We start from the raw sequence: 14131 nt of genomic DNA, 5'->3' as shown, positions 1-14131 counted from the left end.
GGGGATGCGGACAAAAACTTGGACTACCGGGAGGTAGTTCATGTATTCCTACGAAGATCGAATCCGAGCCGTTGAGCTCTACATCAAGCTGGGCAAGCGCGTCAGGCCCACCATACGGCAGCTGGGCTATCCGACGAAGAATTCTTTGAAGGGTTGGTACAACGAGTACCAGTTCAAGCTCGACTGGTCCGCTGGCTACGCAGGCCGTGAACCGAAGTTCTCGCAGGCGCAGAAGGCTGCAGCCATCGAGCACTACCTCACCCACGATCGATGCATCGCCGCCACCATGAGGGCGCTGGGCTACCCTGGTCGTGGAACGCTGACCAAGTGGGTTCGTGAGGCCTTCCCTGAGACCAGGAAGGCAGTCGTTGGCAGTGTGGGCCAACGAAGGTACCCCGAGAGCTTGAAGCGAGCGGGAGTGATGGAGCTTTGCACTCGGCAGGAAAGTGCACAGGCCGTTGCCGACAAGCTCGGCGTGTGCCGGCCAACGTTGTACAACTGGAAGAACCAGCTTCTGGGACGTGAGGCACCCGCATCAATGAAACACACCAATCAATCCCCGCAGGCGCGAGAGCGTGAAGAGCTCGAGCGCCAGGTTGAGATACTGCGCCTCGAAGTCAGGCAACTGCGCCTTGAGCAGGACCTCTTGAACAAGGCCAATGAACTGTTAAAAAAAGGCCTGGGCGTCGATCTACAGCTCCTGTCCAACCGGGAGAAGACACTGCTGATTGACGCCCTCAAGGAGCACTATGACTTGCCTGAGCTCCTTGGACAGTTGGGTCTTGCACGTAGCTCGTACTTCTACCATCGGGCCCGCACAGCGGTCGGCGACAAGTACCTTGGTGTGCGCCAATCCCTCACCGAGATCTTCGAGTCAAACCACCGCTGCTACGGCTACCGCAGGCTGCAGGCCTCGCTGACCAAGCAGGACGTCACCATCTCCGAGAAGGTGGTGCAGCGGCTGATGAAACAAGAAAGCCTGGTCGTTGCAAAGCCAAAGCGGCGCCGTTACGCGTCGTACCTCGGCGAGATCAGCCCCGCACCCGAGAACATCATCAACCGTGACTTCCAGGCTGCAGCCCCCAACGAGAAATGGCTGACCGACATCACAGAGTTCCAGATCCCTGCGGGCAAGGTGTACCTGTCACCGATCATCGATTGCTTCGACGGGATGGTGGTGAGCTGGACCATTGGCACGAGCCCGGACGCTGAACTGGTCAACACCATGCTGGATGCTGCTATCGAGACAGTGGCAGAAACCACCGCTAGGCCGGTAGTTCATTCCGATCGCGGAGGGCACTACCGCTGGCCTGGCTGGCTATCGAGAATGAGCGATGCCAAGCTCACCCGCTCCATGTCACGTAAGGCGTGCTCGCCTGACAACGCGGCGTGTGAGGGCTTCTTCGGCCGGCTGAAGAATGAGCTGTTCTATCCTCGGGACTGGAAGGGCACGACCATCGAGCGGTTCATTGAGGTGGTCGACGACTACATCCGCTGGTACAACGAGAAGCGGATCAAGATCTCTCTTGGCTCCCTCAGCCCTATCGAATACCGGGTGAGCCTTGGACTTGCGGCATAAAACCAGTCCAAGTTTTTATCCGCACCCCCGCCATTTCCATCTCGATCTGACCCACCCTGGTTCGTGAGCTTCACGCTCACGTTGTGGATAAGTTCTTGGTNCGGATCAAGATCTCTCTTGGCTCCCTCAGCCCTATCGAATACCGGGTGAGCCTTGGACTTGCGGCATAAAACCAGTCCAAGTTTTTATCCGCACCCCCCAAAACTCAGGCGCCCGGGGTCCTTCTTGGCGGCCTGGATGATGTCGTCCAGCGTCTTGTAGGGCGAGTCGGCATTCACCACCAGCACAGCCGCCCCGGCGGCAACCAGAGCCACGGGGCGCAGGTCCTTGTCGGGGTTGTAGGTGAGCTTGGAGTACAGCAGTGGGTTGAGCACCACGTTGTCGGTCTGCGCCATCACCAGGGTCAGACCGTCGGCGGGCGCCTTGGCCGTCTGGTCAAGCGCCAGGTTGCCGCCAGAACCAGGCTTGTTCTCCACCACGATGGTCCAGCCATAGGCATCGGTGAGCTTCGTACCAACCAGGCGGGCAAGGCTGTCAGTGCCGCCGCCTGCGGGGAAAGGGACGAGGATCTTGATAGGCCTTTGCGGGTAGTTGCCCTGAGCGTGGGCCGGGCCAATTGCCGTGGCAGCGGCCAGGGCCAGCAGGCCGCCAATGGCGAGGGTGCGTCGATTCAAGGTCATTGCAGGTGTCTCCTTCAGGGTTATGGGCAAAGGCGCGGGTTGGTTAGGGGTGGTTGGTGAGCACGCGGTCGCCAAGCCAGGCGATGGCTTCGTCGGTGGTCGCGCCAGTGAAAGGCTCTGCCGCATGCGCCTGCGCGGTGGTGGCGAACAGCGATTCGACGGCGGGCAAGACGATCGGCGTCAGGCCGTGCCGGGCCATCTGCTGCTGGGCCTCGGCCACCTCGTTGCGGCGACGCGCCGAGTGCGGGATGTGCGTGCGCACCATGGATTCCATCAGCGTGCGCAAAGGGGTCTCGTCAATGTCCTGCAGCACGGCGTACAGCGGTTCGCGCAGGCCCCTTTGCTCTGCGGTTACCAAGCATTCCACGGCCAGTGCCTCGATGCCCTTGGTGTAGATGCTGCGTAGCAGCTTGAGCGAGGCGGCATCGCCCGGCCGTTCGCCCACCACGCGGACGGAGCCGCCGAACGGCAAGAACAATTCCTGTACAAAACCGGCCTTGCCGCCGGCCACGAGGAGTGGCGTCTTCTTGCCACCCAGGTTGACGGCCCCGGTGATGGCCACGTCCACGAAGTGCACCGCCCTGCCCTGTGCGCTGCGCTCGGCCAGTTCGGCGCATTCGCGCATCTCCTGCGGGTCGGCCGTGGTCATGTCCACGTACAGCGCGCCATCCTGTAGATGAGGCAGGCAGGCCTCGAACAGGCTGCGCGCCACAGTACCGAACACGGCACTCACCACCACGTCGGCGCCAGCCAGCCAGGCGCCAGGTGCGGTGTGAACTTGCGCACCGGCAGCCTGCACGGCATCCGCCACCGCAGCGTTGGGCTGCAGGTCGCACAGACCTACCAGGCTGTGCCCATGCTCCAGAAATGCTTGCATGTAGCAGGCACCGACCATTCCACCACCTAGTATTGCGAACTTCATAAAAGTACAATTTCAAAACATTTGCGGCAGTTTAGAAACCACAGTGACGATTGATTCATAGGGATTTCCCGTAAAGCAACGCAAATTTGCACTTATTTTGTATTTTTTAGAGATCGCCGCCGGATCCGGCACAGCCTGCACGGCTCACCTAGAATCAGCACACCCCACCCCATCCACCTGGTGCAAAAACAGTGCAAAACGTGAAAGACAAGGCGTACGAGGTTCTGCGGCAGCGGCTCATTGGCGGGCACTACCGCCCGGGCGAGCAGCTCAAGGAAGAACCCATCGCCCGCGACCTGGGGCTGAGCCGCACGCCGGTGCGCAATGCGCTGCACCGCCTGGTGGAAGATGGCCTGGCAACCGATGGCTTGGGCCAGGGCATCCGCGTGTCGGAGTGGAGCGACTGGGATGTGGAGGAGACCTTCCAGCTGCGCATGCTGCTGGAGCCGTACGCTTCGTTCCTCGCGGCCACGCGCGGCGGTGAGGGGCTGGCCGATGAGTTGGAAGCCAGCAACCAGCGCATGGAGGCCGGCATTGCTGCCGGCCTCGAGGGCATTGCCGAGGTGCAGTCAGCCAACCGGGATTTTCACCACGCGCTGATTGAGGCGTCGGGCTCGCCGCGCCTCAAGACCATGCTGGCGACCATGATCGACATGCCGATCATCAAGCGCTCGTTCTACATCTACACACCCGAAGAGCTGGTGCAAAGCCTGCACCATCATCGCGATCTTGTAATTGCCGTGCGAGCCCGGGATGGGGAGCTGGCGCGCCATGTGATGCAACTGCACCTGCGGATGTCATATCACCGATTCATGAAACACCGGGGCGAATACCGCAAGGACGCATGACCACCGGATGTCGACCTGCAGTTAGTCGTACTGTCTGCTCCCCCACCCGTTCAATAAATGAGGCGCCCCCGGGCGTCGATCACACCGATCTCGACAAAGGTGCTGCCTGCGTTTGACTGGCTGAAGTTGACCCTAAAGCCGCCCATGTCCACCGGGCCCATGCGGCGCAGGGCCTCGGCCAGGGTCTGCGACCGAACCGCCCCTTGCACGCGACGCAGCCCTTCCACAGCCATGCGCGCGCTCAGATACCCCTCCAGATGGAATGCGGAGTACGTGGTCAGCTTCGGGTGTGCCTGGCGCATAGCGGTCTGGAACTCACGGTGCAACGGCATGGTGCTGCCCATCGGATTCGGGTAGGTCTGCGCGATGGCCACGCCCCGGGCCGCATCTTGACCCGCCACTGTGGAGAGCAGGCCGTGTGGCAGATAGGACAGCGCATAGATGTGGCCCCTAACGCCGGCCTTCCGAAGTGCGGCCACCGACTCTGCCATTCGGGGGGGTGAGCCGATGACCAATACCGCCTGCGAATCGCTGGCGGCGATGGTCCTGGCGAGTGAAGCAAGCGAATCCGCGTTGTCGGGCGCTTCATGAAGTTGGAGCACCAATGCACCGAGCTCGGCGTGCGCTGCCTGCGCGCCCTTGACATCGGCCTCACCGGCTCTCAAGTCATGCACCAGCACCGCCATCCGCCGAACACCAACGACCGACGCCTGGACCAGGATCTTCTCGATCTGCTGGCGATCACTGGCACGGATATGGAACAGGCGCGGGTGGCCCGGCGAGCGAAAGGGTGTGGCACCCGGCAGGGCGTTCACCACCACCATGTCGCTGCGTTCAAGGAGTTGGTCTTCAAGCAGAGAACGAAGGGCGTTCAGCCCCAGAGGCGACAGCAGTGCCACCGCCCCCCGCGACTGCGCTTGCGAAAACTGCTTCGAAAATTCGGATCTTTCGTAACGGTCGTCCAGCGTCAACAGGTCCATCTGGCGACCACCAACACCACCTTTCGCATTCGCCTCTGCAAGGTAGGCCAGCATGCCGGCGTTGAGATCGCGCGCATCGTTGGCCGCCGGCCCGGTGAAGGGGCCGATGTGCGCCAGGGTGACGGACTGTGCGGCAGTGGCCAATGGAAGCCACATGGCAACCACCAGCAGCAAGATGGAATGCACCCGATGGATGTGCCTGAACATGCCCGTCCTCCTGTAGCAGGCTTACCAGCCCAGCGCCTTGGCACCCACCCAGATGCCGTGGAACCCCTCGTGAACCCGGTAGGGGAACTTCACCACCGCCACCGGTCCACGGTCCAGGTGCAGGGCATCCAGGATCACGAGGTCGGTACGGTTCTCCGCGCGGCGCCCCACCATGGTCAGGACCCAGCCATCCCCTTCGGGCGCATTGGGGCTCCGGGGAACGAAATGCGGTTCCTCGGGCGCGGAGTCGGGCCCCGCATACCAGAAGTTCAGCTTGTTGGTCGCCTCGTCAAAATGCCCGACGCAGGTGAACGGCGGGCCTTTGGGGCCCCAGGGCAGCATCGGACCAATGGCCGGGTTGTTGGTACCGAACCAGAAGTGGCCGGTGCGCTTCATCGCGTAACGCGGGTCGATGGCGGGCATCTCGCCGATCTGGTTGATCAGCCGCTGGATCCGGAACTCGGGCGAGGGGCTGTCCAGGTCAAACGACCAGCGCTCGCCAAACGGCGGCTTCTCGTGGGCCTCGGGATCGCGAATGTCCGGAAACTGGCTGAGCCAGCCCGACTCGGTGATGAACTGGTCCAGATGCAGGGTGGTGCCCGACGCCGTCTGCTCTTCCCAGGCGTTGAAGGTGTGCGTTTGCATGGCAACCTTGGGGCAGGTGTACCAACGGATGCCCTTGACGCCCTCCTTGCGCGGGATGATGGCGATGTGCGTTTGCAGGCTGCTGTCCCAGTGCCAGTACGACTCTCCCTTTTTCACGCGTTCCCAGTCGCTGGTCATCGGGCAGATCACGAAGGCGATGTGGTTGCGCGAGACCAGGCAGTCGTGAACCATGGAGCTGTAGGGCGCCTGGAACGTCTCGTGGGACGTGATCTCGCCGGCCGGTGACAGCACGTACAACTCGATGTCGCGGGTGGGCTGTCCAGGCGCGTTGTACGCGAAGGCAATGCACTCGCCCGTTTCCGGATCGAGCTTGGGGTGCGCGGTGAAGGTACGCTGCAGCTTGCCGCCGAAGTTGCGCTCGCCCAGGGTCTCCAGGGTGTGGGGGTCCAGCTCGTACGGCAGGCCCGACTCCTTGAGCGCGTACAGCTTGCCGTGGTGCCACAGCACCGAGGTGTTGGCGGTGTTGTTGTCCTCACCAGCCACATCGGGCAAGTCGGTGAAGGGGTTGCGGTAGGCGCCGAACAGGGCGCGGCGCGCTTTGCGCTCCAGCTCGAGCTTGCGCGTGCGCACGTAGCGGGTCTTCAAGTCGGCGTGCCCGTTCTCGAAGCGCACCATGTGGACCATGCCGTCGCCGTTGAGGAAGATGTCCTTGCCCAGCAGCGGCGGGTAGGCGTGGTCGGCGCTGTTGCGATAGAAGGCGCCATTGAGTTCGTTCGGGATCTGTCCCTCGACCTCCAGATCGTGCACCTCGCCCTCCACGCGCGAGGGCGCCGCGTAGCCGCGAAACACGATGTCGTCCGGGAACCGCAGACCTGTGGCCTTTGCAAAGGGAAGTGTCATGTCGTTCATGTTGTTCAACCTGTATGAAATGGATGTGGATGAAAAATGTGTTGGGTCAGAAGAGGCCGGGCTTGCGGCAGCGCAAGGGCAGGGAAGACACGGCAGGCACCTCCGATGGGTCAGGAGTCGGCCGTGAAGCCGGAGGCCTTGATGATGGGTCCCCAGTGCGCGAGATCGTCCTGTCCACGCTGGGCCAGCTCCTGCGGGGTGCTCCAGGCTGGCTCCAGGAAGTTGCTGCGCAGGGCCTTCTGATAGACCGCCCCGCCCTGCACCTCCTTGGTGATGGCTGAGAGCCGTCGCACGACTTCGGGCGCAGGCTGACCGGCCACGTACAGACCAAACCAGTCGTCGCGATCAAGTCCCTTGATACCCTGCTCCGCGAACGTGGGCACCGAAGGCGCAAACACGGAGCGCTTGCTTCCTGAAACGGCAAGGATGCGCAGCCGCTGTGCCTCGGCCGGTTTAACCAAGTCAGCGAGCGTCAGCGACAGCGAGGCAATGGAGCCGCCGTACAGATCGTTAAGCGCCGGTGCCCCGCCCCGGTAGGCCACATGGGTCAGACCGAGATTGAGGCTGCGACCGAGCCAGTCCCCGATGAAGTGGGGGGGTGCACCCGCAGCGGGTGATCCGAAGGCGACGGCCCCTGGTTGCTCCTTGGCCCAGGCGGCGAACCCGGCGATGTCCCGCACCTGGGACGGCACGGCCGGACCAACGGCGAAGCCCAAGGTCACCGAGTGAGACATCGTGATGGGCGCCTGGTCCTTGACCGGGTCGTAGTTGAGGCGGCGGTACGTGTGGGGGTTGGTTGTCACCATGCCTGCGGGGGACAGCAGCAGCGTCAGGCCGTCGGGTGGCAACTGGCGGGCGGCGTCCAACGCAATGCGGCCGCCGGCGCCGGGCCGGTTCTCGACGACGACGGCAGCCGCCAGTTTGCCGGTGAGGCCTTCGGCGAGTCGCCTGGACACATAGTCGGGCGCCCCCCCAGCCGGAAAGCCGACGATGATGCGCGCCAGCGGCGGCAGGTCCTGCGCGCGCAGCGCTGGCAAGGCTAGACCCAGGGAGCCGGCGGCAACGGTTGCGATCGCGCGGCGCCGGGTAATGTGTTGTGAGGAATGGGTCATGTCTGTCTCCTGAAAGATGGGTACCGGGCTGGCCGCCTGGTACCTTTGACGGCAAAAGCCTGGCGAAGGCGGTCAGAACGTGTGGCGGATACCCGTGACATAGCTCTTGGCCGTTCCCGTCGAGACCTTGTCGGTGCCGACCATCAGGTACAGCTGCGTGCGTTGCGAGAGCGGATGCACATACCCCGCGCTGATGGTGGTGCGCGTGCCACTCGCCGCCCCGGAGGTCTTGCCTTCGGCCCATGCCAGCTGCACCTGCCCCGCACCCATCGGCGCTGTCAACCCGATGTGGGGGGTCCTGATCTTGGCGTTGCCCAGCTTGTCCTTGAAGTCTGTGTACTGCGCAAACAGCCTCACCACCTTCAGGTCGTAGCTCGCGCCCAGCATCACAAACTGCTCGTCCAGCGCACCGGCTGGATCTGGCGATGGCACATGCTGCACGCGGGCGCCGGCCACCGCCAGCAGCAGCGGGCCGGACCGATGGACGACACTGGCATTGAAGTTGCTGCCCGAGCCAGTGCCTTCAGCAGCTTGCACGTTGATGGTCGCCACCGTGCCCGCCAGGTTCGGCGACGAATAGCTCAACGAGTTGGGCAGGCCTGTGTCCTGCGCCATGGAGCCGCGGGTGCTGCCGTTGTACTGCTGGCGGAACGAGGGAGAGAACAGCGAGTTGTTACCCATGGCGCTGGTGAACACGTTGGCCAGCCAGGCCGGATTGGTGTTGTTGCCCAAACGCAGCTCGCCAAAGCCCCCCTCCAGGCCGACCCAGGCCGAGCGTGACCAGAAGGGGTCCTGGGGTGGACCCGGTGGATTGAAGCGGCCGGACGCACCGGTGTCGGCACGGAGGAACGACTCCAGCTGAAACTTCGCCTTGAGACCATCGCCCAGGTCTTCCATGCCGCGCACACCGAAGTAGCTGGTCTGCATGCCGCCGTTGTGCACACCATTCACGCTGGTGACGGGGGCATTCGGCGGACCGGGTGGTTGTGATGACAGTTTGCCGAGGGCGAGATCCAGGGTGCCGTAGAAGGACAGTGGGTTGGACTGGGCCTGGGCGGTCGCGTTAACGAGACCGAGGGCGAGCAGGGTCGTTTGTGCGAGTCGTTGATTCATGCTTGTTGTCTCCTGGATACCGGTCAACGCCGGCTTGGTTGAAAAATTCAAACGAATGACTCGAGCATCGCCAGGGGCGTGGGCGGACGCGGAATGCGGAACCTGATCGGCTTCCAGTCGGCGGCGGCGGGACGCTCCAGGCATTGGTTCAGCCATGCGTTCAACGCGGGCCACTCGCCCAGCTCCATACCCGACAGCGGCACCAGCGTCATCACGGAGGAGACGTTGAGGTCTGCCACCGTGAAACGGTCGCCGAGCAGGAACGGGCGTGCCTGCAAATGAGCGTTGAGCACCTTGAACGGACGACCGAGCTTGCGCTTCATGGCCTCTGCCTCCTGCGCATCGCGCTCGTTCTCAGCGAAGAGGAACAGGTTGGCTGCGGTCAGTAGCAAGGGCTTTTCGATCTCGGTCAGCACCCAGAGGGTCCATTGCGTCGCCAGCGCCTCCTCCCGCAGATCAGAGGGCGCCAGCGGCCCGCCGTACTTGCGCGCGAGGTACAGGTTGATGGCCAGCGATTCAAACAGCACCAGATCACCATCCTTCAAGGCCGGCACACGCCCATTGGGGTTGATGCGCAGGTACTCGGACGTGCGGGTACTGCCGTCCAGAAAGTGAGTAGGCACGTGCTCGAAGGGCATCTGCAGCTCCTTGAGCATCCATGCAACGCGATGGGCGCGCGACCGGAGGTCGCCGTAGAGAGTGATCATGTGGGTCTCCTGTTAGCGTCATCTGTCTGACGCTCTTGCTGAATAAGTTGGTCCAGTACACGACGCGACCGCACGGCGGCCGCATCTCCGGGCAGCAGAATGGGCTTGAGGTCCCAGAAGTTCGCACTGCCCATCACGCGTTGCTGCGCCTCCAGCATGGGAAGGTCTTCCGTCTCGAAGGGCAGGCGCAGAAACCGCACCATCTCGGCCACGATCTGCGCACCACCCGGCCCTGCGGCACGCGGCACGCTAGTGCCAAACCAGTAGTGGGTGGTCTGCCGCGTCTCGGGCGTGAAAATGTGCTGAAACAGCCGCACCTTGCCCTGGGTCCGTGGCTCCGGCGTACCGGCAGGCGCGAAGCCCACCTGCAGCTCCATCACGCCCGGTGGATCCCAGCGCACATCCAGCCAGCGGTCGACGCGGGTGCCGGGCTCCAGGCGGTTGCGCGCCTCCAGCTCCGGCGAGAGCCGTTCGTCGCGGGCCAGCCGGTACGACCACACGCGACGTCCTTCTTGCACCACACTCGTTTCAGCGTTCTTGTCCGTCCCTCCCCCCAAGGTGCCAGGGTGGAGATAGTCAATGTGGCTGAGGTCCATGATGTTGTCGACTTCGAGCTGGTAGTGCGCCCGGGCGAGCAGGTAATCCTTGCCCACATGGTGCGTGTCCGGGTTCAGCGACTCGAAGCGGGGAATGTCCTTCAGATCGGCCCGTTCGCTGTCGCCCATCCAGATCCACACCAGGCTGTCGCGCTCCACCACCGGATAGCCCCGCACCCTGGCTCCGGAAGGGATCGCTCCGTTTCCATGGGGGTTGTGCGAGCACTTTCCGTCGGCACCGAATTCCAGGCCGTGGTAGGCACAGCGGATCGCCTCGCCACAAACCGTCCCCATGTGCAACGGGGCGAACCGGTGTGGGCAGCGATCCTCCAGCGCATGAACCTCGCCACTTGCACCCCGGTACAGCACGATGCGTTGATCCAGCAGCACGCGGCCCAGCGGTCGTTCTGCACCGACTTCGTGGTCCCACGCGGCGACATACCAGCAGTTCTTCAGGTAGTCCATGGTCCTCCCTCAGGCGAAAGCGCGCTGATGGGTGTCGGCGTGCACCCGGAGTTGCATGCGCAGGCGCGCCATGAGCACCACCGCCACCAGGGACACCAGGCAGGCCGCCCAACCCAGGCCTTGATAACCCAGACCGGACACGATGAAGCCACCCAGGGCTGGCCCCATGCAGGAACCCATCATCATCATGGCCGGTGTCGCGCTGGTGGCCCGGCCACTGGGGTCCAGCCTGGAGAGCAGGCCGAACAGGAAGGTGTGTGTAAAGATCACCATGGACACGTACAGCACACCGGCCAGCGCATAGGGCGCAAACACCGCTGAGCTCGCCAGGGTGAACGCCAGCAACGCCTGGCCGACGGGCCCGACAATGCCCACGTTCAATGGGGAAATGCGGTGCTGCATCCAGGCGGCCAGCGGTCCCGGCAGCAGGTTGAAGAACCCGAGGGTCACCAGCATCGCCTGAATGTCACCAGCGCCGAAGCCGCGCGCCGCACCTATGCGCTCGACAAAAGCAAACACCATCGACTGATTCAGCGTGAGACAGATCACCACAGCGATCGGCATCCAGATCAACCGGCTGGACGGGCTCGCTGTGCGGGCACCCTCGGCCGACACCCGCGCCGGATCACCAAGATCAGGAAACCCGACCAGGGACACCGCTGCGGCCAGCCCCATGGCAACGGCAAAGACCACAAACAGCACCGATGCACCGTACTGAGCCGTCAGACCAGGTACCACAGCGAACACCCCGATACCGAGAACTGCCGCAGCAAGGCTGACCATGCCGAAGAGCCGGTGGGGGTTGTCGGTGCGACCAATGGAGCCATGCACCAGCGACAGCCCGCAACCGGCCCCCAGTCCGGCGAGCGCGTGCAGCGGTGCGAGCAGTTCGAAGCTCGCACCATCGACGGGCTGGCGCGCAATCAGCAAAAAGCAAGCCGATGCCGCTGCAAAACCCAACACGGTGACCAAGCGCCGTGGAATTCGGTTGAACAGGGGGGCGAGTACGGCGCTGGCGATCACCATGCCCAGCAGGAACAGCGTCACCGTGATGCCCGCATGCTGCGGACTGAACCGGTAGTGCTGCATCAGGCCGCCGATCCACAGCGGCAGCGCCACCATGTCGATCATTCCGGCCATGTGGCCAATCGTCAGGACGGCCTTGCCGCCGAGGCCAATGGGTTTTGACACTTCAGTCTCCTTTTTATAGAAATGGGATTCGTCACGACCGCTCTTCGCACGAGTGCTTTGGCTACAGGTCCAGCACCAAGCGGGGCGAGAGGCTGCGCGAGCAGCACGGCATGAACCGGTCGTTCGCGGCCTGCTCATGAGGTGTGAGGTACAGGTCCCGGTGCTCGGGCTTGCCATCGAGCACGCGCGTCTCGCAGGTGCCGCACACACCCTGCTCGCATGAAAACGGCACGTCGACTCCGGCCTCCGCCAGCGCCTGCAATACGGTTTTTCCCGGCGGCACCACGACCACCTTGCCGGTGCGCGCAGCGACCACCTCGAATCCCTCTTCGGCCCCACACAGCTCCACGTGGGCGCCGAAGTACTCGCGGTGCAGATGCGACTCCTTCCAACCAAGCGCTTGCGCGGTGGTGAGCACGGACTCGATGAAGCCACCAGGACCACACACATACAGGTGCACGCCGGACTGCGGCTCTGGTAGATGGGTTGCAACGTCAAACCTCTGCACCGCCTCGCCGTCGCCAAAGTGGAAATGCACCTTCTCGGCATACGGCGCCGTCGTGATGCGCCGGTGGAACGCGGTGCGTTGCATCGACCGGGTGCAGTAGTGCATCTGGAAGTCGGACCCGGAGGCATGCAGCCGCTCGGCCATGCTCAGGATCGGCGTCACACCGATGCCCGCGGCCAGCAGGAGGCTGCTGCTGGCATCCTGTGCGAGCGGGAAGTGGTTCTTCGGTGCGCTGATGGCCAGCAGATCGCCCGCACGCACCCGCTCGTGCATCGATGCCGAACCGCCGCGGCTGTCGGCCTCACGCTGCACCGCGATGAGATAGCGGTGGCGCTCGGACGGGTTGTTGCACAGCGAGTACGAGCGGGTCGGGCCCCCGGGCGGTATCACGTCGATGTGGGCGCCGGCCGAAAAGGCAGGCAACGCACTGCCCGCAACATCGACCAGCTCAAAGCTGCGGATACCCTGCGCCTCGTCCGTGACCGCGCTGACCCGGACGCTGAGCAAAACACTCGTGGGGGTCGACGCTGCGGCGCTCCCACAGGCCACAGGCAGGGGTTCACTGACCGTTACCGGCGGGTTGCATGAGGCGTGCAAAGTGCTGTCTCCTTGTGTGCGAATGAGCGCACTGTAGGGAAACGCCGCTACAACAAATAACAGTTCCTGGTCATGATCTGCATCAATGTTGGCAATACATAGGGAAACCCCTTGGATGCCAGGCGCGGCAGCGCTGATGCGCTGCGCGCACTACGGGTTGCCGTCGGGGAACAGCCTTCGCATGGCACCGCGCAGCCACTGGTTCGCAATGTCCTTGTGCACCCGCGGGTGCCAGAACTGGTGGATCTCGATGGCCGGCACCTTGAAGGGCGTGGGCAGCATGCGGATGTTTCCGTAGCGAACACAGACCTCGGCCAGGTCGCGCGGCACGGTGGCTATCAGGTCGCTGGTGGAAATGATGGGCAGCAGGCTCATGAAGTGGGCCACCTCCAGCCGCACGCGGGGCTGGATGCCCCGGGCGTGGAGGTAGTGCTCGAACACGTGCTCGCGGCCTTCGGGCCGAACCGTCGCATGGTCGGCCGCCATGAACTGCTTGAGCGACAGCTTCTCGCCAATCACCGGGTGATCCCTACGGACCATGCAGAAATGTTCATTGCGAAACAGGCGCTGGACAAACAACCCTTCCCGGTGCAGATCAGGAAAGTACCCCACGGCCAGGTCCACCACCCCCGCTTCCAGGGCTTCGAAGGCGGCATGGCGGGGCATGGACAGCACCTTGATGTTGACCCCGGGGGCTTCGGCAGACAGCAATGAGAGCAGCCGCGGAATGTGGTTGCTCTCGCCAATGTCTGGGGTGAGGATGGAGAACGTCCGCGTCGAGGTGGCCGGGTCGAACGCCTGGGTCAACAGCACTTCGCCCTTGACGATCTCCAGCGCCTGACGCACCGGCGCCACCAGTTGCGCCGCGCGCGGCGTTGGCCGCATCTCGGGCCCGGTCTTCACAAAAAGCGGATCGCCCAGCAGCAGCCGCAAGCGCGCGAGCGCGGCACTCATGGCCGGCTGGCTCAGCCCGATGGACTCCCCGGCGCGGGTCACGCTGCGGTGCTGCGCCAAGGCATTGAAAACGATCAAGAGGTTGAGGTCGAAACCACGCAAATCCATGCGATGGATTCTAGGTATTTATGAAATCGACTTGATGGATGTCAACCAT

At 63.6% G+C, this 14131-nt stretch carries 13 protein-coding genes; 2 read left to right on the top strand and 11 right to left on the bottom strand.

Annotation, left to right across the window (positions count from 1 at the left end; genetic code table 11):
- Window positions 1-40 precede the first annotated feature (40 nt).
- Window positions 41-1579 carry an IS3 family transposase gene (locus ASC83_RS03500; RefSeq protein ID WP_056058136.1) on the top strand — a complete coding sequence of 513 codons (1539 nt, stop codon included), beginning with the start codon at window positions 41-43 and terminating at the stop codon, window positions 1577-1579.
- Between the two features lie 185 nt (window positions 1580-1764).
- Here ASC83_RS03500 and ASC83_RS03495 read toward each other — a convergent pair whose 3' ends face one another.
- Window positions 1765-2259 carry a tripartite tricarboxylate transporter substrate binding protein gene (locus ASC83_RS03495; protein ID WP_235509310.1) on the bottom strand — a complete coding sequence of 165 codons (495 nt, stop codon included), beginning with the start codon at window positions 2257-2259 and terminating at the stop codon, window positions 1765-1767.
- A 43-nt stretch (window positions 2260-2302) separates the two neighbouring features.
- Window positions 2303-3181 (bottom strand): NAD(P)-binding domain-containing protein, encoded by an 879-nt coding sequence (locus ASC83_RS03490; protein ID WP_082522331.1) that lies wholly within the window; start codon window positions 3179-3181, stop codon window positions 2303-2305.
- Window positions 3182-3372: 191 nt separating this feature from the next.
- Here ASC83_RS03490 and ASC83_RS03485 point away from each other — a divergent pair, with 191 nt between their 5' ends.
- Window positions 3373-4029, top strand: a complete 657-nt coding sequence (locus ASC83_RS03485) for a GntR family transcriptional regulator (protein ID WP_056058130.1) — start codon at window positions 3373-3375, stop codon at window positions 4027-4029.
- A gap of 50 nt (window positions 4030-4079) precedes the next feature.
- Here the strand turns inward: ASC83_RS03485 and ASC83_RS03480 are convergent, their stop codons facing one another.
- The 9 genes from ASC83_RS03480 to ASC83_RS03440 form a co-directional block, all read right to left on the bottom strand.
- Window positions 4080-5216, bottom strand: coding sequence for an ABC transporter substrate-binding protein (locus tag ASC83_RS03480; protein WP_056058126.1), 1137 nt, complete (start codon window positions 5214-5216; stop codon window positions 4080-4082).
- Window positions 5217-5237: 21 nt separating this feature from the next.
- A complete protein-coding gene (locus tag ASC83_RS03475) occupies window positions 5238-6722 on the bottom strand; it encodes a carotenoid oxygenase family protein (protein WP_200938891.1) in 1485 nt (494 codons plus the stop codon).
- A 119-nt stretch (window positions 6723-6841) separates the two neighbouring features.
- A complete protein-coding gene (locus ASC83_RS03470) occupies window positions 6842-7843 on the bottom strand; it encodes a tripartite tricarboxylate transporter substrate-binding protein (RefSeq protein ID WP_082522330.1) in 1002 nt (333 codons plus the stop codon).
- A 72-nt stretch (window positions 7844-7915) separates the two neighbouring features.
- Window positions 7916-8956, bottom strand: coding sequence for a porin (locus tag ASC83_RS03465; protein ID WP_162245479.1), 1041 nt, complete (start codon window positions 8954-8956; stop codon window positions 7916-7918).
- A gap of 47 nt (window positions 8957-9003) precedes the next feature.
- On the bottom strand, window positions 9004-9663 hold the full coding sequence (locus ASC83_RS03460) for a glutathione S-transferase family protein (RefSeq protein ID WP_056058115.1): 660 nt from the start codon (window positions 9661-9663) through the stop codon (window positions 9004-9006).
- On the bottom strand, window positions 9660-10724 hold the full coding sequence (locus tag ASC83_RS03455) for an aromatic ring-hydroxylating dioxygenase subunit alpha (RefSeq protein WP_056058112.1): 1065 nt from the start codon (window positions 10722-10724) through the stop codon (window positions 9660-9662). Before ASC83_RS03455 ends, ASC83_RS03460 begins: the two co-directional genes overlap by 4 nt.
- Window positions 10725-10733: 9 nt before the next feature.
- Complete coding sequence (locus ASC83_RS03450; RefSeq protein ID WP_056058108.1) at window positions 10734-11915, bottom strand: MFS transporter; 1182 nt, start codon at window positions 11913-11915, stop codon at window positions 10734-10736.
- A gap of 61 nt (window positions 11916-11976) precedes the next feature.
- Window positions 11977-12930: a PDR/VanB family oxidoreductase gene (locus ASC83_RS03445; RefSeq protein WP_056058105.1), complete on the bottom strand. Its 954-nt coding sequence runs from the start codon at window positions 12928-12930 to the stop codon at window positions 11977-11979.
- Between the two features lie 240 nt (window positions 12931-13170).
- Window positions 13171-14082 carry a LysR family transcriptional regulator gene (locus ASC83_RS03440; protein ID WP_056058102.1) on the bottom strand — a complete coding sequence of 304 codons (912 nt, stop codon included), beginning with the start codon at window positions 14080-14082 and terminating at the stop codon, window positions 13171-13173.
- Between the last annotated feature and the right edge of the window lie 49 nt (window positions 14083-14131).

It is taken from the genome of Acidovorax sp. Root402, from assembly GCF_001425125.1.
GTDB classification, from domain to species: Bacteria; Pseudomonadota; Gammaproteobacteria; order Burkholderiales; family Burkholderiaceae_C; genus Acidovorax; species Acidovorax delafieldii.
This window is presented reverse-complemented; position numbering and strand designations above follow the sequence as displayed.

Coding starts and splice junctions, on each gene's coding strand:
- ASC83_RS03490 (WP_082522331.1), bottom strand. CDS start 3,181: ATGAAGTTCGCAATACTAGGTGGTGGAATGGTCGGTGCCTGCTACATG.
- ASC83_RS03500 (WP_056058136.1), top strand. CDS start 41: ATGTATTCCTACGAAGATCGAATCCGAGCCGTTGAGCTCTACATCAAG.
- ASC83_RS03480 (WP_056058126.1), bottom strand. CDS start 5,216: ATGTTCAGGCACATCCATCGGGTGCATTCCATCTTGCTGCTGGTGGTT.
- ASC83_RS03470 (WP_082522330.1), bottom strand. CDS start 7,843: ATGACCCATTCCTCACAACACATTACCCGGCGCCGCGCGATCGCAACC.
- ASC83_RS03440 (WP_056058102.1), bottom strand. CDS start 14,082: ATGGATTTGCGTGGTTTCGACCTCAACCTCTTGATCGTTTTCAATGCC.
- ASC83_RS03460 (WP_056058115.1), bottom strand. CDS start 9,663: ATGATCACTCTCTACGGCGACCTCCGGTCGCGCGCCCATCGCGTTGCA.
- ASC83_RS03495 (WP_235509310.1), bottom strand. CDS start 2,259: ATGACCTTGAATCGACGCACCCTCGCCATTGGCGGCCTGCTGGCCCTG.
- ASC83_RS03465 (WP_162245479.1), bottom strand. CDS start 8,956: ATGAATCAACGACTCGCACAAACGACCCTGCTCGCCCTCGGTCTCGTT.
- ASC83_RS03455 (WP_056058112.1), bottom strand. CDS start 10,724: ATGGACTACCTGAAGAACTGCTGGTATGTCGCCGCGTGGGACCACGAA.
- ASC83_RS03475 (WP_200938891.1), bottom strand. CDS start 6,722: ATGACACTTCCCTTTGCAAAGGCCACAGGTCTGCGGTTCCCGGACGAC.